Annotated in this window: 18 protein-coding genes and 1 pseudogene; 13 read left to right on the top strand and 6 right to left on the bottom strand. The window is 62.9% G+C overall.

Annotated elements, in window-relative coordinates; translation table 11 throughout:
- Positions 1-10: 10 nt before the first annotated feature.
- The 9 genes from JL39_RS26710 (at position 11) to JL39_RS26670 (ending at position 9,099) form a co-directional block, all read left to right on the top strand.
- Positions 11-1,012, top strand: coding sequence for an ABC transporter permease (locus tag JL39_RS26710; protein WP_037157947.1), 1,002 nt, complete (start codon positions 11-13; stop codon positions 1,010-1,012).
- A complete protein-coding gene (locus tag JL39_RS26705; protein WP_037157945.1) occupies positions 1,009-1,905 on the top strand; it encodes an ABC transporter permease in 897 nt (298 codons plus the stop codon). Before JL39_RS26710 ends, JL39_RS26705 begins: the two co-directional genes overlap by 4 nt.
- Positions 1,902-2,909, top strand: coding sequence for an ABC transporter ATP-binding protein (locus tag JL39_RS26700; RefSeq protein ID WP_081953004.1), 1,008 nt, complete (start codon positions 1,902-1,904; stop codon positions 2,907-2,909). Before JL39_RS26705 ends, JL39_RS26700 begins: the two co-directional genes overlap by 4 nt.
- Positions 2,910-2,911: 2 nt before the next feature.
- On the top strand, positions 2,912-3,910 hold the full coding sequence (locus JL39_RS26695) for an oligopeptide/dipeptide ABC transporter ATP-binding protein (RefSeq protein ID WP_037159759.1): 999 nt from the start codon (positions 2,912-2,914) through the stop codon (positions 3,908-3,910).
- A 10-nt stretch (positions 3,911-3,920) separates the two neighbouring features.
- The gene (locus JL39_RS26690) at positions 3,921-5,015 is read left to right on the top strand and encodes a C45 family peptidase (RefSeq protein ID WP_152601283.1); all 1,095 of its coding nucleotides are present in this window, start codon (positions 3,921-3,923) and stop codon (positions 5,013-5,015) included.
- A gap of 9 nt (positions 5,016-5,024) precedes the next feature.
- Complete coding sequence (locus tag JL39_RS26685; RefSeq protein WP_227702142.1) at positions 5,025-6,053, top strand: sigma 54-interacting transcriptional regulator; 1,029 nt, start codon at positions 5,025-5,027, stop codon at positions 6,051-6,053.
- A gap of 166 nt (positions 6,054-6,219) precedes the next feature.
- Positions 6,220-7,578 carry an acyclic terpene utilization AtuA family protein gene (locus tag JL39_RS26680; protein WP_037157939.1) on the top strand — a complete coding sequence of 453 codons (1,359 nt, stop codon included), beginning with the start codon at positions 6,220-6,222 and terminating at the stop codon, positions 7,576-7,578.
- Between the two features lie 21 nt (positions 7,579-7,599).
- Positions 7,600-7,926 carry a DUF4387 domain-containing protein gene (locus JL39_RS26675; protein ID WP_037157937.1) on the top strand — a complete coding sequence of 109 codons (327 nt, stop codon included), beginning with the start codon at positions 7,600-7,602 and terminating at the stop codon, positions 7,924-7,926.
- Positions 7,927-8,142: 216 nt separating this feature from the next.
- A complete protein-coding gene (locus JL39_RS26670; protein WP_037159753.1) occupies positions 8,143-9,099 on the top strand; it encodes a bile acid:sodium symporter family protein in 957 nt (318 codons plus the stop codon).
- Between the two features lie 46 nt (positions 9,100-9,145).
- Here JL39_RS26670 and cysN read toward each other — a convergent pair whose 3' ends face one another.
- The 3 genes from cysN to JL39_RS26655 are packed head-to-tail and all read right to left on the bottom strand — an operon-like array spanning position 9,146 to position 12,424.
- Positions 9,146-10,645 carry a sulfate adenylyltransferase subunit CysN gene (gene cysN / locus JL39_RS26665; protein WP_037157934.1) on the bottom strand — a complete coding sequence of 500 codons (1,500 nt, stop codon included), beginning with the start codon at positions 10,643-10,645 and terminating at the stop codon, positions 9,146-9,148.
- A gap of 1 nt (position 10,646) precedes the next feature.
- A complete protein-coding gene (cysD, locus tag JL39_RS26660; protein WP_037157931.1) occupies positions 10,647-11,600 on the bottom strand; it encodes a sulfate adenylyltransferase subunit CysD in 954 nt (317 codons plus the stop codon).
- Positions 11,601-11,638: 38 nt separating this feature from the next.
- Positions 11,639-12,424, bottom strand: coding sequence for a phosphoadenylyl-sulfate reductase (locus tag JL39_RS26655; protein WP_052183136.1), 786 nt, complete (start codon positions 12,422-12,424; stop codon positions 11,639-11,641).
- A gap of 362 nt (positions 12,425-12,786) precedes the next feature.
- On the opposite strand from JL39_RS26655, the pseudogene JL39_RS26645 reads away from it, so the two are divergent.
- Positions 12,787-13,244: pseudogene (locus JL39_RS26645) on the top strand (Rrf2 family transcriptional regulator).
- Positions 13,245-13,280: 36 nt separating this feature from the next.
- On the opposite strand, the gene JL39_RS26640 reads toward JL39_RS26645, so the two are convergent.
- Both JL39_RS26640 and greA read right to left on the bottom strand, forming a co-directional pair.
- Positions 13,281-14,021: a carbon-nitrogen hydrolase family protein gene (locus JL39_RS26640; RefSeq protein ID WP_037157924.1), complete on the bottom strand. Its 741-nt coding sequence runs from the start codon at positions 14,019-14,021 to the stop codon at positions 13,281-13,283.
- Complete coding sequence (gene greA / locus JL39_RS26635) at positions 14,018-14,521, bottom strand: transcription elongation factor GreA (RefSeq protein ID WP_037157921.1); 504 nt, start codon at positions 14,519-14,521, stop codon at positions 14,018-14,020. Before greA ends, JL39_RS26640 begins: the two co-directional genes overlap by 4 nt.
- 318 nt (positions 14,522-14,839) lie before the next feature.
- Here greA and JL39_RS26630 point away from each other — a divergent pair, with 318 nt between their 5' ends.
- Positions 14,840-15,886, top strand: coding sequence for a sulfate ABC transporter substrate-binding protein (locus JL39_RS26630; protein ID WP_052183135.1), 1,047 nt, complete (start codon positions 14,840-14,842; stop codon positions 15,884-15,886).
- Between the two features lie 16 nt (positions 15,887-15,902).
- Here JL39_RS26630 and JL39_RS26625 read toward each other — a convergent pair whose 3' ends face one another.
- Positions 15,903-17,279, bottom strand: a complete 1,377-nt coding sequence (locus JL39_RS26625; RefSeq protein ID WP_037157918.1) for a chloride channel protein — start codon at positions 17,277-17,279, stop codon at positions 15,903-15,905.
- 202 nt (positions 17,280-17,481) lie between these two features.
- Here JL39_RS26625 and JL39_RS26620 point away from each other — a divergent pair, with 202 nt between their 5' ends.
- Together JL39_RS26620 and JL39_RS26615 are read left to right on the top strand one after the other, a co-directional pair.
- Positions 17,482-17,865 carry a DUF6152 family protein gene (locus JL39_RS26620; RefSeq protein ID WP_037157915.1) on the top strand — a complete coding sequence of 128 codons (384 nt, stop codon included), beginning with the start codon at positions 17,482-17,484 and terminating at the stop codon, positions 17,863-17,865.
- Between the two features lie 7 nt (positions 17,866-17,872).
- A complete protein-coding gene (locus JL39_RS26615) occupies positions 17,873-18,343 on the top strand; it encodes a hypothetical protein (RefSeq protein ID WP_037157912.1) in 471 nt (156 codons plus the stop codon).
- Positions 18,344-18,428 lie beyond the last annotated feature (85 nt).

Here is an 18,428-nt window from a genome sequence, read left to right as displayed (position 1 = left end):
AGGGCAGGACGTGGGTAGGTTTCTCGAACGTCTGCTGCAATTGATCCCCGTTCTTCTCGGTGTGAGCCTCATCGTCTTTCTGATGCTGGCGCTCACACCGGGCGATCCGGTGGAGATCATGATCGGCGACCAGAACATGACGGCCGAGCAGGAAGCGCTGTTGCGCAGCGATCTCGGCCTGGATCGGCCTTTGCCGGAGCGGTTCCTGAATTTTCTCGGCAATGCCGTCCAGGGGGATTTCGGCACCAGCTATTTTCATCGGCGCCCGGTCAGCGAGGTGATTTCCGAGCGCCTGCCGGCGACCATCGAACTGAGCCTCGTGGCGATGCTGATCGCGCTCGCCACCGCAATTCCGCTCGGTGTGGCGGCCGCCATCCATAAGAATACGATCATTGACCGCATCGCTACCGTCGGCTCGCTGTTCGGCGTGTCGCTGCCGGGGTTCTGGTTCGGCATCCTGCTTCTGATGCTGTTTGCCGTGCATCTGAGGCTGCTGCCGGTTTCGGGACGCATCGGTTTCGAAAGCGAGGTGCCGTCCGTCACCGGCTTCCTGCTGATCGATACCTTGCTCCAAGGCCGCTTCTCCGCCTTCCTCGACGCGGTGAAGCATATCCTGCTGCCGGCGATCACGCTCGGCCTGCCGATGACAGCGATTCTGACGCGCGTCACACGCACCGCCATGCTGGAGGTAATGCGGCAGGACTACGTCGCCTTCGCCGAGGCCAAGGGCATTAGCCGCAGGCGCATCCTCTTCCGACATGCACTGAAGAACGCGCTCATCCCGACCGTTTCGGTCGCGGCGATCGAAACCGGCTCGCTGCTCGGCGGCAACATGATCGTCGAGACCGTATTCGGCTGGCCAGGCCTCGGGCGCCTGGTGGTGGAGAGCATCTTCGTGCGCAACTACCCGCTCGTGCAGGCGGCCGTGCTTCTCTACGCCGTCACCTACGTGCTGATGAATTTCGTGGCCGACATTCTCTACACGGTCCTCAATCCGAGAGTGAAACTATGAGCGCCGTATCCGATCCGGCGACGGCTTCGCCCGCCGCCTCGCTTTTCCGGCGCAACCTCGCCACCTTCGCGGAAAACCGCCTGGCCGTGGCAAGCGCCGTCATCCTGCTCGGCTTCGTCGTCATGGCCGTCTTCGCGCCCTGGATCGCGCCGCAGGATCCGAACGAGACGGACCTGTTCCGTCGCCTCCAGCCGCCCGCCTGGATGCCGGGCGGCGAATGGGCCTATCTGCTTGGATGCGACGCGCTTGGCCGCGATATCTTCTCGCGCATCATCTACGGCGCCCGCATATCGATCTTCATCGGCACGGTGGTCGTTGCCGTCGCCACCGTCATCGGCATTCTCGCCGGGCTTGCCGCCGGATATCTGCGCGGCTGGGTGGATACGCTGATCTCGCGGCTGATCGACATCCTGCTCGGCTTTCCCTATCTCATCTTCGCCATCGGCCTGATGGCGATGATGGGGCCGGGTCTGGTCAACATCATCCTGGCGCTGGTCTACAAGGAATGGGTGATCCCGGCCCGCGTGGTGCGCGGCGAGACGCTCGCCGTGCGAGAATTGGAATATGTCGAGGCCGCGCGTGCGCTCGGCGCCTCGCGCTTCCATATCATGATCCGCGAGATCATGCCGAATGTGCTTTCCTCCGTTCTGGTCGTCGCCACCATCCGCATGGCGGACGTCATCATTCTCGAAGCGAGCCTCTCCTTCCTCGGTCTCGGCGTGCAGCCGCCCACCGCCTCCTGGGGCTCGATGGTGGCCGACGGGCGCGCCTTCATCCTCGAAGCCTGGTGGGTCAGCACCTTTCCGGGGCTCGCCATCCTGACGCTGGTGCTGGTCATCAACGTCGCGAGCCAGGGCCTGCGCGACGCCTTCGATCCGAGGTTCCACGAATGACCGGCGCGATGGGCAATCTTCTCGAAGTGCGCGGCCTGCGCACCGTGTTCGATACGCGCGCCGGAGAGGTGCGTGCCGTCGATGGCGTCGATCTCGACGTCCGCCCCGGCGAATGTCTCGGCGTGGTCGGCGAATCCGGCTCCGGCAAAAGCGTCACCTTTGCTTCAGTCATGGGCCTGGTGAGAAGTCCCGGCCGCATCGAAGAGGGTGCGATCCGCTTCGAGGGGCGCGATCTTCGCGCGCTTTCGCAGAAGGAACTGCGCCGCATCCGCGGACGCCATATCGCGATGACCATGCAGGACGCGCTGACCGCCCTCAATCCGGCACTGACGGTCGGCGAGCAGATCCTCGAAGTGCTCTATGCGCATGACGAGACTTTGCCTTCCGGTGGACGCGCGAGAACCGAAGCTGCACGGAAAAAGGCGGTGGAAATGCTAACCCTGGTCGGCATTCCCTCCGCCGATGAGAGGCTCAGATATTACCCGCACGAGTTCTCCGGCGGCATGCGTCAGCGCATCATGATCGCGATTGCGCTCGCCTGCCGGCCCAAGCTCCTGATCGCCGACGAGCCGACGACGGCGCTCGACGTCACCATCCAGGCGCAGGTGCTGGAACTGATCGCGGATATTCGCACAAGGCTTGGCATGAGCGTGGTGCTGATCACCCACGATCTCGGCGTCGTTTCGGAATATTGCGACCGGATGATGGTGCTCTATGCCGGCCAGGTGGTCGAGGAAGGGCCGACCGCCGCGGTGATCGGCGATCCGCGCCATCCCTATACCAAGGGGCTGCTGCGTTCGATCCCGCGGCTTTCGCTACGCGGCCAGCCGATCGAGCCGATCGAGGGGCAGGTGCCGGACCTGATCGGCCTGCCGCCGCAATGCCGGTTCTATTCGCGCTGCCGCGAGCGCATCGATGCCTGCCTTCAGCCGATCGCCATGCGCGAAATCGGCGCTGCCCGCCGCGCCCGCTGCATCCGGCTCGAAGAGGAGACAAGGCCATGACCGTGTCGGAACCACTCATCAGGGTCGAAAGCCTCGTCAAGCATTACGGCGGGCGTCGGAGCCTCATGGACCGCCTGGCCGGGCGGCCGGCGATCAGCATCCGGGCGCTCAATGGCGTCAGTTTCACGGTCGCCCGCGGCGAAACGCTGGGGCTGATCGGCGAAAGCGGCTGTGGCAAGTCCACGCTCGGGCGTGCCGTCCTGCGCCTGCACGAACCGACGGCGGGACGCGTCACCTTCGACGGCGCAGACGTGACGGCGCTTTCCCCGGCAGAACTCAAGGCCATGCGCCGCGATATGCAGATCATCTTTCAGGACCCCTATGCCTCGCTCAATCCGCGCCGCACGGTGGCGGAAATCGTCGGCCTGCCGCTGAAACTGCATAACCTGGCGAAGAGCGGCAGGGAGGCGCGCGACAAGGTGGCGGCGATCATGGAGCGCGTCGGTCTGAAGGCGGCCCATCTCGACCGCTATCCACACCAGTTCTCGGGCGGACAGCGCCAGCGCATCGGCATTGCCCGCGCTCTGATCAGCAACCCGCGCTTCATCGTCTGCGACGAGCCGGTCTCGGCGCTCGACGTATCGATCCAGGCGCAGATCATCAAGCTTCTCATAGAGCTGAAACGCGAACTCGGCCTCACCTATCTCTTCGTCTCGCACGATATTTCGGTGATCGGCTATCTCTCCGATCGTGTGGCGGTGATGTATCTCGGCGAGATCGTCGAGATGGGACCGGTGGAGCGGGTGCTGCAATCGCCGCGCCATCCCTATACGCAAAGCCTGCTGTCGGCAGTGCCGGACGGGGATTCTCCGGGCTTGCGCAAGCGGGTGAAGCTTACCGGCGATCTGCCTTCTCCGCAGGCGCCGCCGCCCGGCTGCAAGTTCCATACCCGCTGTCCGCTGGCGGTGGAGCGTTGCCGGACGGACGTGCCTGTCGTCCGCACGGTCGGCGAAGGCCACACCGCCGCCTGCCATTTCGCCGAAGAGCTTGTGCAAGGATGATGATGACCTCATGACCGCCTTTGTTGTCGAACCTGCTTTTCCCGTCCGCCTCACCGGCACCGCCTTCGAGCGCGGCCTGGCGCAGGCTGCCGCCGGGGTCGCGCACGAGACCGTTTTCGCCGCCACGATCGGCCGCGTGGAGCAGGCGAGAGCCGAAGGCGTGCTCGATGCAGCGGCGCTGGAATTTCTGCACCGCCAGCGCGCTTTCCTTCTGGAAAGCGATCCCCACACGATGGCGGAACTTGCGGGTATCGCCGAAGGCTTCGACCTGCCGGAGGACGAGCTTTTCATCCATCAGCATCTCAGCCTTCTCAGGGATCTGAGCAAGGGGGCGGGGCTCGATGCAGACGGCTGCTCCACCTTCGCGATTGGCGAGGGGCCGGAAGGCCCGCTTGTCGTCAAGAACCGTGACTTTTCCGGCATCCATGTCGGCATCCAGCGCGTCTTCCTGCATGAGGGGCCGGACATCGAGACCGGCAGGATGCTCTGCGTCGGCAGCGCAGGCAGCCCCGGCGCCTATTCGAGCGGCATCAATGCCGCCGGCCTTGCATTGGTCGATACCCATATCGGCAGCCGCCGCCATGGCGTCGGCTGGCTCCGTTACTTTGCAATGACGCGCATCCTCGCCACCTGTCGCTCGGTGCCGGAGGCCATCGCGTTCCTGCGGGCGAGACGGCATGCCGGCGGTGGTTCGGTCACGCTCGCCGACCGGTACGGACACGTGGCCTCGGTGGAGTTCGGCACGGACCTTCTGGGTGTCGAGGAGGGGCGCCGCGTCTGGCGCACCAACCATTTCGTCTCGCCGGAACTCTCCTCCTTCAATTTCACCGATGACGGCGACCGCATCGACGCCAATTCCTTCGACCGTTTCGCCTACCTTTCGAGAGAGGTGCCGGTGGGCGACTGGACCGTACCCCGTGCCGCGCGACTGATGGCAACCCATGCCCCGGACGGGCCGCATTGCGGACCGCTGTGCCAGCACGGCGAAAAGGACGCAGCCCGCACCATTTCCTCCGCGATCTTTGCCTGTAATATGCTCCAGCTGTACTTTCTGGAGGGCAATCCCTGCGAAGGCCGGTGGCGGGTCTACGATCTGACCGGCTGAGGTGGCAGGATGGCCCGCAAGCTGGATCAGGAGCCGCGCATGGCGCGTTACGAGGGCGAGATTATCGGCGCGCACGAAAGCATTCACGCGCTGCGCAAGCTCGTGACCCGTGTCGCCGCAAGTCCGACCCGCACCGTGCTGATCTACGGTGAGACCGGCACCGGCAAGGGGCTCGTGGCGCGCATGCTGCACCAGCAATCGGCCCGCGCGACAAAGGAATTCGTCGATCTCAATTGCGCCGCCATTCCGTCGAGCCTGATGGAATCGGAGCTGTTCGGCCATGAGCGGGGCGCCTTCACCGGTGCGACGGAGAAGAAGACGGGGCTGGTGGAAGCCGCCAATCACGGCACGATTTTCCTCGACGAAATCCGCGAACTGGATCTCGTTTTGCAGGCAAAGCTGTTAAGCCTGCTCGACACCCAGAATTTCCGCCGCGTCGGTGCCGTGAAGACGACAGCGGTCGACGTGCGCTTCATTGCGGCGACCAACAAGATCCTGCTGTCGGAGGTCAATTCCGGCCGCTTCCGCGAGGACCTCTATTACCGGCTGCAGGTGATCGCGCTCAACATTCCCTCCCTGCGCGAACGTGGCGAGGACGTGCTGATCCTCGCCCGGCATTTCATCGACAAGTTCAACGAGCAATACGGCCGGTCGATCCGCGGCGTGAGCGACGAGGCGGCGCGGATTTTCCTCTCCTATCCCTGGCCCGGCAACGTGCGCGAACTCGAAAACCTGATCGAGCGCATCTTCATCCTGGAAGAGGAGGACATGATCCTGCCGCGCCACCTGCCGGATCGTATCCTGCGCACCGCCCGCGCCCATTCCGCCACTGTGCTTCCCGCGATACCATCTGTTGCGGGCGTACAGGATTTCGCCGGCCTTGGCTTTCACAACGCAAGCGCCGCCTTCCAGAAACAGCTCGTACAGCAGGCGCTTTCAGCCGCAGGCGGCAATGTCCAGCAGGCCGCCGCCGCTTTGAAGCTCAGCCGTCATGCTCTGCGTCATCAGATGATCAAGCTGGGGCTGGCCGGCGCTTGATGCGCGATTTTCCTGCATGCGGCGTGAAATTCGCGCGAGGCCATGCACGATGATGCGAAAGATGCTGGAATTCCTTTAAAAACAACCGTTTGCCAGCCCGAAACCAGGTTGGCACGAGCCATGCATAACCGCTGCCATGACAATCATTGCTGCGGGAGTTACATGCATGCAGTCGCTGAAGATCATCTGCCCGAACGGTCATCTGGGGTTTGCGCCCCTGAAGCCCGGGAGCTTCCACATCGGCGTCGAGGCCGGGCCGGATTTCATAGCCGCCGATTCCGGCAGCGACGATATCGGTCCCGTGCCGCTCGGCAATGACATCTGTGCCAGTCCGAAAGCCTGGCAGGAGCACGATCTCGAAGAGATGCTGCTCGCGTCCCGCCGCATCGGCGTGCCGATGATCATCGGCTCGTCGGGCGATACCGGCACGAACAGCCGCGTCGACATGTATGTGGAGATGATCCGCGAGATTGCCGCCCGCCACAAACTGCCGCCGTTCAAGCTCGGCTGGTTCTATTCCGAGGTGGACAAGGAACTGGTGCGCGAGAAGATCCGCTCCGGCTCGACCATCCAGGGGCTCGATGCCCGGCAGGCGCTGACGGAAGAGGAGTTGGACGCCACGTCCCGTATCGTCGCCATGGCGGGCGTGCATCCGTTCCGCGCGCTTCTGGATCAGGGCTGCGACGTCATCATCGGCGGGCGGTCTTCCGACAGCGCCGTCTTCGCCGGCGCGGCACTGGCACGCGGTTTTCCGGAAGCGCAGTCCTATTATCTCGGCAAGGTGCTGGAATGCGCCTCCTTCTGCGCCGAACCTTATGGAGCGAAGGAAACGGTGCTCGGGGAGGTGACGAAGGATTGGGTGGAAGTGACGGCCATGTCGCCTGCCCAGCGCTGCACCATCGCCTCGGTTGCCGGCCATGCGATGTACGAGCGCTCCAATCCGTTCCATGAATTCGTGGCGGGCGGCATGCTCGACATGGCCGATTGCGTCTATGAGCAGGTTTCCGAAAAGACCACCCGCGTCACCGGAATGCGTTTCGTTCCGGCCGAGGAGTTCCGTGTCAAGCTGGAAGGCTCGGGCAAGATCGGCGAGCGGTTTGTCGGCATGGCCGGTATCCGTGACCCCTACACCATCGCCCATGTGGACGAGGTGATCGAATGGGCGCGCACCCAGGTCCGCGAGCGCTTCGGTGACGAGGGCTGGGAACTGCATTACAACGTCTTCGGGCGCAATGGCATCATGGGCGATCTGGAGCCGCTGAAGGACAAGCCCGGCCATGAGCTCCTGATCGTCGTGCAGGGCGTGGCGCCGACCAAGGAAATGGCTGAGGAAGTCACGATCACCGGCACGCGCCAGCTTTTCTATGCGCGGCTGCCGGATGTCAAAGGCACGGCCGGCGGTGTTTCCTTCGTGCTGGACGAGGTGATGCCGGCAAGCCCGGCCTATCGCTGGACGATCAACCACACGATGGCCGTCAGCGATCCGCTCGAACTTTTCCCTACCCATACTGCGATCGTCGGCTGAAAAGCCGGGAAAGAACCAATCATGAGCGTGAAAAAACTCTCCGATCTCGCCAAGACCATCCGCAGCAAGAATGCCGGAACCGACAAGATCACCTTCGACATCATCTTCCGGGAGCGAGACACCTACGAAAAGGTAAAGCGTTCGGGGGTGCTGACGCGCCAATCCGTCTGCCGCATCCTGAACGCCGATACGGCTCGATTGACCGATTTCGTCGAATACGATCCCGCCTGCGCCATCAAGTTCACCATCCTTCGGCTCCGGCCGAGCGGCAGCCCCGGCGATGCGGACATCTTCGGTGCGCAACAATACGCGCCCTTCCTGGACGTGGAAGTGAACATGCCGGATTAGGAAGGCAAAGGCACGCCTTCGGCTTCCGGCCTGCGTCGGTTTGATCGGTGGCGGCCGGGCCTGGAGCCTCTCTGACGGGTCTCTTCCCGTCAGAAGCGGTCAATCATGGTCGAGAAGCGTGAATCCCGCCATGGAAATGGACACTTTTGCCCTTCGCTGGCCTTGACGCCTTCGACAGTCGGCGTATTGCGCCCCCTTCGTTTGAAGGAGGCCATGTTGAAAACGCTCGCAACGCTCTCTGCCTTTGTCGGCAAGACCTTCGCCCTGTGGGTCATCGGTTTCGCAGTGCTCGGCTATCTGCTGCCCGATCTGTTCAGGCAGATCGGTCCCTATATTGTCACGCTGCTCGGCATCATCATGTTCGGGATGGGGCTGACCCTTTCCGTCGACGACTTCAGGGAAGTGGGCAAGCGCCCCTTCGATGTCGGCATCGGCGTCGTTTCCCAGTTCCTGATCATGCCGCTGCTTGCTGTGCTGCTGACGAGGATCATTCCTTTGTCGCCCGAGGTCGCGGCAGGCGTCATCCTGGTCGGCTGCTGCCCCGGTGGGACGTCGTCCAACGTGATGACCTATCTGAGCAAGGGCGATGTCGCACTTTCAGTCGCGTGCACCAGTGTCACGACGCTCGCCGCGCCGATCGTCACGCCCTTCCTCGTCTGGCTGTTCGCCAGCCAGTATCTGCCGGTCGATGCCTGGGCGATGTTCATCAGCATCGTCAAGGTCGTCCTGGTGCCGCTGGCTCTCGGCTTTGCATTGCAGAAGCTTCTGCCCGGTGCCGTGAAGGCTGCCGTGCCGGCCCTGCCGCTCGTCAGCGTCATCGGCATCGTGCTGATCGTCTCGGCGGTGGTCGCCGCCAGCAAGGGCGCGATCGCCCAGTCCGGCCTGCTGATCTTCGCCATCGTCGTGCTCCATAACGGGCTCGGTTATCTTCTCGGTTTCTTCGCCGCCAGGGCAAGCGGGCTTTCGCTTGCCAAGCGCAAGGCGATCGCGATCGAAGTCGGCATGCAGAACAGCGGGTTGGGCGCGGCGCTCGCCACCGCCTATTTTTCGCCGGCGGCCGCCGTGCCGAGCGCGATCTTCAGCGTCTGGCACAATATTTCCGGCGCCCTGCTTGCGAACTTCTTTTCCGGCAGGACCGAGGAGGGGACCGGCGAGACGGCCACGGCTAACTGACAAAGAAGGGGCCAAACGGCCCCTTTCCTATCACCATCACCAGCGTTCAGATGTCGCTTGCGGCGTTCGAGAATATCTCCGCGGCCTGCTTGGCCGTCATGCGCCTGATTTCCGCTTCGTCGCGGCGGTTTGCGAAAAGCTCGCTTGCCATGATCTGTTCGGCAAGATCTGCCGGCAGCGAGAGAACCACGCGCTGGCCTTCTCCCCCTTGGCTGCGATGGATGCCGCCGACATCGCCGCGCTTGGCGGTGATCATCCCGCCTGCCACGGTGTTCAGCGTATCGGGATCGATCAGGATGAAGGCGCCGGTCGAGCGGTTCTGTTCGTAAGGGTCGAAAACCGCCAGCTCTTCGAACGAAAGGCGCACCTTGCCGATGGCGTTCATCGAGAGCGTTGAGGCATGCGGCAGCCACTTGCCTGTCGCAAGCTCGAGCTGCGACAAGGGCTCGACCGTGGCGCGCTGGCGGCGCGAACCGCTCTTCAGCCAATAGCGTTTTCCCGGTTCGATACCGCCCGGCTGCAACGAGACGAGCTGGGCGTCAAAATGGTGGCCGGTCATCGGTTGGCTGTCGATCGAGACGATCATGTCGCCGCGGGACACATCCACCTGCCGGTCGAGGACCAGCGTGATCGCGTCGCCGGCGACCGCCGCGTTACGCACCAGATCGAAGGTGACGATCTGCTTGACATTGGCGACCGTGCCTGAGGGCAGGATCGTGACGCTGTCGCCCGGCTTGATGGAGCCGCCGGCAACCGTGCCCTGATAGCCTCGAAAGCCTTCGCCGGGGCGGGAAACGCGCTGCACCGGCAGGCGGAAGCCGCCGGCTTGCCCGGATCGCACCGTTGCGAGCTCCAGCGTCTCGATCAAGGTCGGCCCGTCGTACCAGGGCATCGCAGCTTCGGCCGAATAGACGACGTTCTCGCCCTTCAGCGCCGACATCGGGATCGCGGTGATCTGGCGCACGCCGAGCGACAGGGCGAATTCGCGAAACTCGTGGGAAATCCTCTCGAAGACGGCCTTGTCGTAGTTCACGAGGTCGATCTTGTTGACCGCCAGCACGAACTGCCGGATGCCCATCAGCGCCGCGATCGTCGCGTGACGACGGGTCTGTTCGAGCAGGCCGGCGCGGGCATCGGCCAGAAGCACCGCAAGATCGGCGGTCGAGGCGCCTGTCGCCATGTTGCGGGTATATTGCTCGTGGCCGGGCGTGTCGGCGACGATGAAGGAGCGCCGGTCGGTGGAGAAATAACGGTAGGCGACGTCGATCGTGATGCCCTGTTCGCGCTCGGCCTGCAGACCGTCGAGCAAGAGGGCGAAATCCGGCAGACCGAGATCGTTCTGTTGGCCGCTGTCACGGGCAAGCGTTGCCGCCTGGTCTTCCTTCACCGCCTTGGTGTCCCACAGCAGGCGGCCGATCAGCGTCGATTTGCCATCGTCGACCGAACCGCAGGTGATGAGGCGCAGCGGTCGTGTGTCGCGCACCGCCTTTAAAGGTTCGGCCAGGGGCAGGATGGTGGCCGAAGCGGTTTGGGCATGAGCGGTCATCTCAGAAATATCCTTCGCGTTTCTTCTTCTCCATCGAGCCGGACTGGTCGCGGTCGATCGCGCGGCCCTGCCGTTCGGAGACGGTGGCGATCTCGAGCTCGGCGATCACCTCCTCAAGCGTGGTGGCGTGCGAGCGGATCGCGCCGGTGAGCGGGAAGCAGCCGAGCGTGCGGAAGCGGATCATGCCCCGTTGGACGACCTCGCCGGGAAGCAGTTGAAGGCGCAGATCCTCGGCGAGGATCATCATCCCGTCCCGTTCCACATAGGGCCGTTCGGCGGCGTAGTAGAGCGGCACGAGGGGAATATCCTCGGCCTGGATGTAGCGCCAGATATCGACTTCCGTCCAGTTGGAGAGCGGGAAGGCGCGCACGCTCTCGCCTTGTCTGATCATGCCGTTATAGACGTTCCAGAGTTCGGGGCGCTGGTTGCGCGGGTCCCATTTGTGGTCCGGCGTTCGGAAGGAATAGATGCGCTCCTTGGCGCGCGATGCCTCTTCGTCGCGTCGCGCGCCACCGAAAGCCGCGTCATAGCCGCCGGCATCGAGCGCCTGCTTGAGCGCCTCGGTCTTCATGATGTCGGTATAGATCGCCGAACCATGGCTGAAGGGCGTGATACCTTCGGCAGCGCCGCGCGGATTGGTATGCACCACGAGGTCGAGGTCGTATTTCGCGGCAATCTCGTCGCGGAACGCGATCATCTCGCGGAACTTCCAGGTCGTGTCCACATGCAGAAGCGGGAAGGGCACACGACCAGGATAAAAGGCCTTGCGGGCGAGATGCAGCAGGACGGAAGAATCCTTGCCGATCGAATAGAGCATCACCGGCTTTTCGAATTCTGCCGCCACTTCGCGGAAGATGTGGATCGCTTCGTTTTCGAGGGCTTTCAGATGCGGATCGAGCGGTGGTCTGGAAACGGGCGGGGTCTTCACATCCGTTTCCTGTACAGACAAAAGCATTTCGGTCTCCGGGCAGTCTGGAAAACAAACATAAAGGGTTAGCGGGCGATCTGGCTTACCGGCGGGATGGGCTGGGCGGCGCTTTCCGGCACATGCAGGCCGCATTCGCGCTTCTCGTCGTTTTCCCACCACCACCGGCCGGCGCGTTCCGGCTCGCCGGGCTTGATAGCGCGGGTGCAGGGCTCGCAGCCGATCGAAGGATAGCCGCGGGCATGCAGCGGGTTGACGGGAATGGCCTCGGCCGACACATGGGCGCGGATCGTCTCCATGTCCCAGTCAGCAAGAGGGTTGATCTTGATGAGGTTGCGCTCCGCATCATATTCGGCGAACGGCGTTGCGGCGCGGTTGCCCGACTGGCCGCGGCGAAGTCCGGTGATCCATACGTCGGCGCCCGAAAGCGCCCTGGCAAGCGGCTTCAGCTTGCGCACATGACAGCAGGCGTGGCGGGCCTCGACGCTTTCGTAGAAGCCGTTCATGCCGTATTTGGCGACATAGGCGTCCACATCGCCCTGTTCGGGCGTGAAGCGGTGGATGGCGATGCCGTAGCGCTCCTCGGTCTCGCCGATCAGGTCGACGGTTTCCTTGAACAGCCGACCCGTCTCCAGCGTCGATACCTCGATCGGCAATCGGTGCGTTCCGATCGCAGCGGTGATCACCTGGTCCTCGATGCCGAGCGAGGTGGTGAAGACGGCATGTCCAAGCCCGGCGGCCAGCGCCAGGCGACCGGCAAGGTCTAGGCTTTCGAGTTGGGCGGCGAGGGTATCAGCCACTACCGGCGGGGCTTGGGCCAACCGGTCCTGGCCCGCGGCGTCATGAAGGGTCATGGGGTCTCATTCCGTGAGCAATTGCTGGATTATCCCGGCAAGCGGCGCGAAAGGACAGAAAAACCCGTTTCTTCCCATGGAGATGGAGAGCAAATATCTCTCCAAAGCGGCATTCACACAGAAAACCTGCCGCCTTAACCAAAAGTGACCGGATTTATCTCCGGAAACCCCGGCATTGGTTTGTAATTTCTCATGATTTGGGCTAATCCGGATACATGCTCGCAAGGCAGGGTTTCCGCTTGCGTGCATGCACCCCCTGAGCGCCATGTCCGGCGGCCCCGTGGATGCCTCAAACGAAGCTGAATGAGCGGCGCCGTGAGGCCTTTGGCCCTGCGGCGGCGCTATTTGTCGATGGTTGCGTGATGATATCCCAGAAAGCGAAATATGCGCTGAGGGCGCTGGCCGCCCTTGCGCAGGCCGATCCAGACGAGCCGATGCTGATCTCCGAGATCGCCGTTCAGCAGAGTATTCCAAAGAAGTTCCTGGAACAGATCCTGCTCGACCTGAAGCGCTCCGGCATCGTCATCAGCCGCCGCGGCAAGCAGGGCGGCTATCTTCTGCTGAAACCGGCCGACGCCATCACCTTCGGCGAAGTGCTGCGTCTCGTCGACGGGCCGATCGCACCGCTTCCCTGCCTGTCACAGACCGCCTACCGGAAATGCGAGGATTGCGACGGCGAGCACTTTGCGAGATCCGCCATGTCTTTGCCCGCGTTGCTGATGCCACGCGCAATGTGCTGTTCACCACCACGATCGCGGATGCCATCGAAGGCACCGGCGAGAGCAAGACCCCCGCCGCCCGCGAGCTTCTGACGGCGTAAGACTTTCCGCTTCTGTCCGATGGCGGATGTGTTGGCCTAGCCTGCCGTCGGAACGTCGAAAAGCAGCAATCCGGGGCTTTCCAAAGGCAGTTGTGCTACAACCTGTCCTTCCGGGTTGAGGACAGCGGTTGGTCCCCAGGCAACGCGTCCGTCGCGCTCGCCGGTGACGTCCGAGGATATCAGCCAGAGGCCTGTTTCGCGGCATCGTTCGCCTCGCACGGCATTGTGGACGTCCCTGAAGATCTCGGCCTTCTGCCGCGGCATCATGTTGTTGGTCGGGCAGACGATCAGAGAGGCGCCAAGATCGGCGACCTGTCGCGCGGCCTCCGGAAAGTTCGTGTCGTAGCAGATATTGATCCCGAAGCGCAGGCCGTCGACCTCGAAGACGGTTTGCTGATGGCCGACGTCGAATATCCTCTCTCCGCCGAGCAGATGAACCTTCCGATAACCGCCGTCGACCTTGCCTTGCGAGACGACCAATGCCGTGTTGAAGAGCCGACCGCCCGCGGCCTCGATCATGCCGACGACGATCGTTGGCCCGGTTCTCGGAAACTGCTGCAGTACCACCTCGAATTCCGGCAGCGAGAGGTCGAGCGCGACACGCCGCGCCGAGGCTTCATCCAGTAGATAGCCTTGCAGGAAGCCTTCCGGAAAACACAGCAGCCTCGCACCTTCGGCCTCTGCCCGTGCGGCGAACTCGCGAAGACACGCAAGGGCGGACCCAATGTCGTTCCTGAATTCCGGCGTCTGTGCGGCGGCGATCCTGACGGTTTTCATGCGCTTTCGCTTCTGTCCCACGATATCGCGGTGATTTCCAGTTCCTGATCACCGACAGTCACAACATCCCCGACCGCCTTGCCGGTAAGCGCACGGGCAACCGGCGAAACATACGAAATCGATCCGGCTTTGGGATCGGCTTCGTCCTCTCCAACGATACGGTATTTCTGTATCCGTCCGTCCTCACGGCTGAAGGTGACCGTGCTGCCGAATGCCACGGTATCCGCTGAAGTCGGGTAGGGGACCACCTGGGCGGTGCGAACTCTTTCCGCAAAATAGCGCAGATCACGCAAAGGGCCTGCCGCCTGCCGCCGCCGCTCATTCACGTCTTCGATTGCGTTTGCAGCATTGTAGGCCTCGCGAGCTTGAGCCAGTTGCAATTCCAGTGTTCTCAATCCCGCATCCGTAACGAGATTTGGATGGGGAGAAATCGGACGGTCGGGCAGCAGGGTTTCCGAGGCTGTCTCGGAACTCTCTTCCTTGGTGAAGGCAACGCTCAATCTCGAACTCCATTCAGGTATGGCTTGGTCTGGTTGGTGAGGCGGCGATCCTGGATTCGCTGGAACGGTATATAGTTGCAATCGCCCGATGCAGAATATGCGAAGAGAAATCCTCCCAAGAATCCCGACTGCGGCAGGATTGCGATTTTCTGAAGCGGGACCTTTCCGGCCCAGCCATTCTCTCCATGTACCAACCGCCAGTGCTTTCTTTGCCGGCTGCATCGGCGAGGGGAAACAATTTTGCCTTCTCTTCGCACCAGATTGACTAAGACGACTTAGTCGATAGAGTTTTAGGTGAAACCAGTAGGAGGGAACACCATGTTTCGTTTCACCCGGGAATTTGGCGAGGGGTTCTTCAGAAGGTTGGGCGTCGTTGCTCTCGGCCTTTCCCTGACGGTCGGGCTTTTCACACCGGCCAATGCCGACAGCCGGCTCCTCAACGTCTCCTATGATCCGACCCGGGAGCTCTACGAGGAATACAACATCGCCTTCGCGAAACATTGGAAGGCGCAGACGGGGGAGACGGTTTCCATCGAGCAATCGCATGGCGGGTCCGGCCGTCAGGCCCGTTCGGTCATCGAGGGGCTCGAGGCGGATGTCGTGACCCTGGCGCTCGGCAGTGATATCGATGCCATCTCGGCGATAAGCGGCAGGATAAAGCCCGGCTGGGAAGCGAAGTTTCCGAACAATTCCGCGCCCTATACATCCACGATCGTCTTTCTGGTGCGCAAGGGCAACCCGAAGGGAATCGCGAACTGGAGCGATCTCGTCAAGGACGGCGTCGAAGTGGTGACCCCAAATCCGAAGACCTCCGGCGGGGCGCGCTGGAACTATCTGGCGGCCTGGGCCTGGGCGAACGAGGAATACAAGGGCGATCAGCAGAAGATCAAGGCCTATATGAGCGAGCTGTTTCGCCATGTCCCGGTGATGGATACCGGCGCGCGCGGCGCAACGACGACATTCACGGACAGAGGGATCGGCGATGTCCTGCTCGCATGGGAAAACGAGGCCTATCTGGCGCGCAAGGAACTCGGCGAGGATGCATTCGACGTCGTCGTGCCGCCGATCTCGATCCTGGCCGAGCCGCCGGTCGCAATCGTCGACGCCAATGTCGACCGGCGCGGGACGCGGAAACTCGCCGAAGCCTATCTGCAATATCTCTACTCGAAGGAGGGGCAGACGATCGCCGCCAGGAATTTCTACCGGCCGGTCAACCGGGATCTTGTCGATCCGTCTCTTCTTCAGGCCTTGCCGGACACCAGGCTCGTGACCATCAACGATCCGCTCTTCGGCGGATGGAAGAAGGCGCAGCCCGAGCATTTCGGCAATGGCGGGACCTTCGACCAGGTCGCGGGGGCGCGCTGACTTCCGCCTTCATGCGTCAGGTATCGGTGACGGCGTCGCCCTGGCTTCGGGCGCTGCCGGCTTGCTGATCCGCCCGCCTGGCGCGGATGCTTGCCGCGATGAAGGCGCGCGAGAGCCCGTGATAGAGTGGTTCGGGCGACAGCATGCGCGACGTGATATAGCCGAGCATGGAAGCGGCCATGATGGGGATGACGGCCTCGTGGTCGCCGGTCATCTCGATGATGATCACGAAAGCCGTCATCGGCGCCTGCACGACGCCGGCAAAGTAACCAGCCATTCCGAGCAAGGCCGAGAGTGCGATGCTTGCGCCGAAAAGGGTGCCGAGCGTCGCCCCAAGGCCGACGCCGACCGAGAGCGAAGGCGCGAAAATGCCGCCGGGAATGCCGGAGATCATCGACAGGAAGGTTGCGCCGAGCTTCTCGATGAAGAAGGTTGGCGATACCGTTGCGCCTTCCAGCATGGCGCTGGCTTCCTTGTAGCCGGTGCCGAAGGTCTGCCCGCCGGAGATGAGGCCGATGACAGCTACCGCCAGCCCGCAGCCTGCAGCAAGCCAGACCATCCGCTTCAATGGGCTTGGATGCGCCCACCGCCTGATCCTGCGGGAGGCGCGGATTGCGCCGGCGCTGAACGCGGCTCCCAGCGCACCGCCGCAAATGCCGCAGATCGCCACCATCGCCCAGTCGAGGTGAGAGGTGGCCATGACCGAGGTTTCCCCGAAATAGGTATAGCTGCCGACAAGCCCGAGCGCTGCAAGGCCGGAGAGGATGACGGCCGTCAGTACCAGGCCGTTGGCGCGGGATTCGTAGGTTCGGCTCATCTCCTCGATGGCGAAGACGATCCCGGCGAGCGGCGTGTTGAAGGCGGCGGCGATGCCGGCCGCGGACCCTGCGAGGATGAGCCCGCGCGCCTGGGCCATGCCGCCGACGCGGCCGACGGCAAGCATGATCGAAGCGCCCACCTGAACGGTCGGCCCTTCACGGCCGATCGAGGCGCCGCAGAATAGTCCAACGATGGTGAGGACGATCTTGCCGACTGCAAGTTTGAGGGACAGAAGCCCCAGCCGATGGGTATCGTTGCGCAGGTGCCGCGCGGCGATCGCCTGCGGAATGCCGCTGCCTTGTGTATTAGGAAAGACGGCGAACGCCAGCCAGGCACACAGCGCGAACCCGGCAGGCGTCAGGACGAGCGGCAGCAGGAACGCATAGGGACCGAGCTCGGTCAACTGGATGAAAAAGTCCTGCGCCCTGTCGGCGGCCAGGGCGAAGCCGACGCTGACAAAGCCGATTGCTATCGCGCCGATCCAGAAAACAATCCGTGGTTTCCACACGTTCCAGGATGCGCGCATGACACGCGAACGGCGGAACATCTTCGATTTGCGATAGGAAACAGGCATGGCGACCTTGGCTGGGATCGACTCCGCTTATTCGCTTCCCCGGCATGGATTGCAAGCCGCGGGCCGCAGAATGTGCCGTAAAGTTCATTTCCAGGGTAAGTTTCGGGAGATGATATCAAGATTCAGTGAAAAACTCTGGCGGTGGTGTCTCGCCGTCACATGTTGATGGGCAGCTGGATGTAGAAAATGGAGAGCTGCCGCCATGCCTCATCGTTCCATCACCCGCACTCTTGCCGGAGCTGCGATCGCTGCCGCATTCGCCGGCACCGCCGCCGCCCATCACGGCTGGTCCTGGGCGGAGGCCGACCAGATCGACCTCAAGGGTACCATCCACTCGATTTCCTTTGCCCCGCCGCATCCGACACTGGAAGTCCAGGCCGAAGACGGCATCTGGCGCGTCGAACTTGGTAATCCGAACCAGACCCGCCGCTCCGGCTTCGTGGAAGGCCAGGCGCAGGTCGGCGACGAGATCACCGCCACGGGCAACCGCTCCGAAGACCGCAATGAGAAACGCATGAAAGCGGTCCGGATCGTCGTTGCGGGCAAGACCTTCGACATCTATCCGGAACGCATCCGGACGAACTGAGGCGGGAATGGAATTTCTTGCTCCGCTCGCCGAAACGCCGATCGCCCGGGCATTGATCACGTCATCGACGCTCTACCTCCTGGTCAATGCCGCCCACATTCTTGGGCTCGGCATGCTGTTCGGCGCGATCCTGGCGCTGGATATCCTGCTTCTCGGCCTCGAGCCGGCCGTGCCTTTGTCTGCGGTTGCCGCCTACCTCTCGCGCGTGGCCGGGTTGGGGTTGGTGCTCGCCATCGTCACCGGCCTTTGCCTCTTCATCGTCAAGCCGGTGGAATATGCCGGCAATCCGGCGTTCCTCGTGAAGCTCGGGTTCATTGCACTCGGCCTCGGCAACGTCGCTGTCGTCCATTTCGGCAAGGGTTGGAAAGAGGTCCTTTCCGGCGGCGCGCCGACGGCCGCTCTTCGCATCGGCGCCACGCTCTCCATCCTCATCTGGATCGGCGCGGTGATCGCCGGAAGATGGATCGGGTTTCTCTAGGCCTTTTGATAAGGATAAGCACCTCATGCATTGCAATTGCGATGCATGAGGTGCAGCCATGAAAACCGCGACTGGCTCGGCAGGT

It is taken from the genome of Rhizobium sp. YS-1r, assembly GCF_000757525.1.
GTDB lineage: Bacteria > Pseudomonadota > Alphaproteobacteria > Rhizobiales > Rhizobiaceae > Neorhizobium > Neorhizobium petrolearium.
Note: the sequence above shows the minus strand (reverse complement) of the source record. Positions and strands in the feature narration are given on the sequence as shown.

Coding starts and splice junctions, on each gene's coding strand:
- JL39_RS26675 (WP_037157937.1), top strand. CDS start 7,600: ATGAGCGTGAAAAAACTCTCCGATCTCGCCAAGACCATCCGCAGCAAG.
- JL39_RS26640 (WP_037157924.1), bottom strand. CDS start 14,021: ATGAAAACCGTCAGGATCGCCGCCGCACAGACGCCGGAATTCAGGAAC.
- cysD (WP_037157931.1), bottom strand. CDS start 11,600: ATGCTTTTGTCTGTACAGGAAACGGATGTGAAGACCCCGCCCGTTTCC.
- JL39_RS26700 (WP_081953004.1), top strand. CDS start 1,902: ATGACCGGCGCGATGGGCAATCTTCTCGAAGTGCGCGGCCTGCGCACC.
- JL39_RS26690 (WP_152601283.1), top strand. CDS start 3,921: ATGACCGCCTTTGTTGTCGAACCTGCTTTTCCCGTCCGCCTCACCGGC.
- JL39_RS26630 (WP_052183135.1), top strand. CDS start 14,840: ATGTTTCGTTTCACCCGGGAATTTGGCGAGGGGTTCTTCAGAAGGTTG.
- JL39_RS26685 (WP_227702142.1), top strand. CDS start 5,025: ATGGCCCGCAAGCTGGATCAGGAGCCGCGCATGGCGCGTTACGAGGGC.
- cysN (WP_037157934.1), bottom strand. CDS start 10,645: ATGACCGCTCATGCCCAAACCGCTTCGGCCACCATCCTGCCCCTGGCC.
- JL39_RS26615 (WP_037157912.1), top strand. CDS start 17,873: ATGGAATTTCTTGCTCCGCTCGCCGAAACGCCGATCGCCCGGGCATTG.
- JL39_RS26625 (WP_037157918.1), bottom strand. CDS start 17,279: ATGCCTGTTTCCTATCGCAAATCGAAGATGTTCCGCCGTTCGCGTGTC.
- JL39_RS26655 (WP_052183136.1), bottom strand. CDS start 12,424: ATGACCCTTCATGACGCCGCGGGCCAGGACCGGTTGGCCCAAGCCCCG.
- JL39_RS26620 (WP_037157915.1), top strand. CDS start 17,482: ATGCCTCATCGTTCCATCACCCGCACTCTTGCCGGAGCTGCGATCGCT.
- JL39_RS26680 (WP_037157939.1), top strand. CDS start 6,220: ATGCAGTCGCTGAAGATCATCTGCCCGAACGGTCATCTGGGGTTTGCG.
- JL39_RS26705 (WP_037157945.1), top strand. CDS start 1,009: ATGAGCGCCGTATCCGATCCGGCGACGGCTTCGCCCGCCGCCTCGCTT.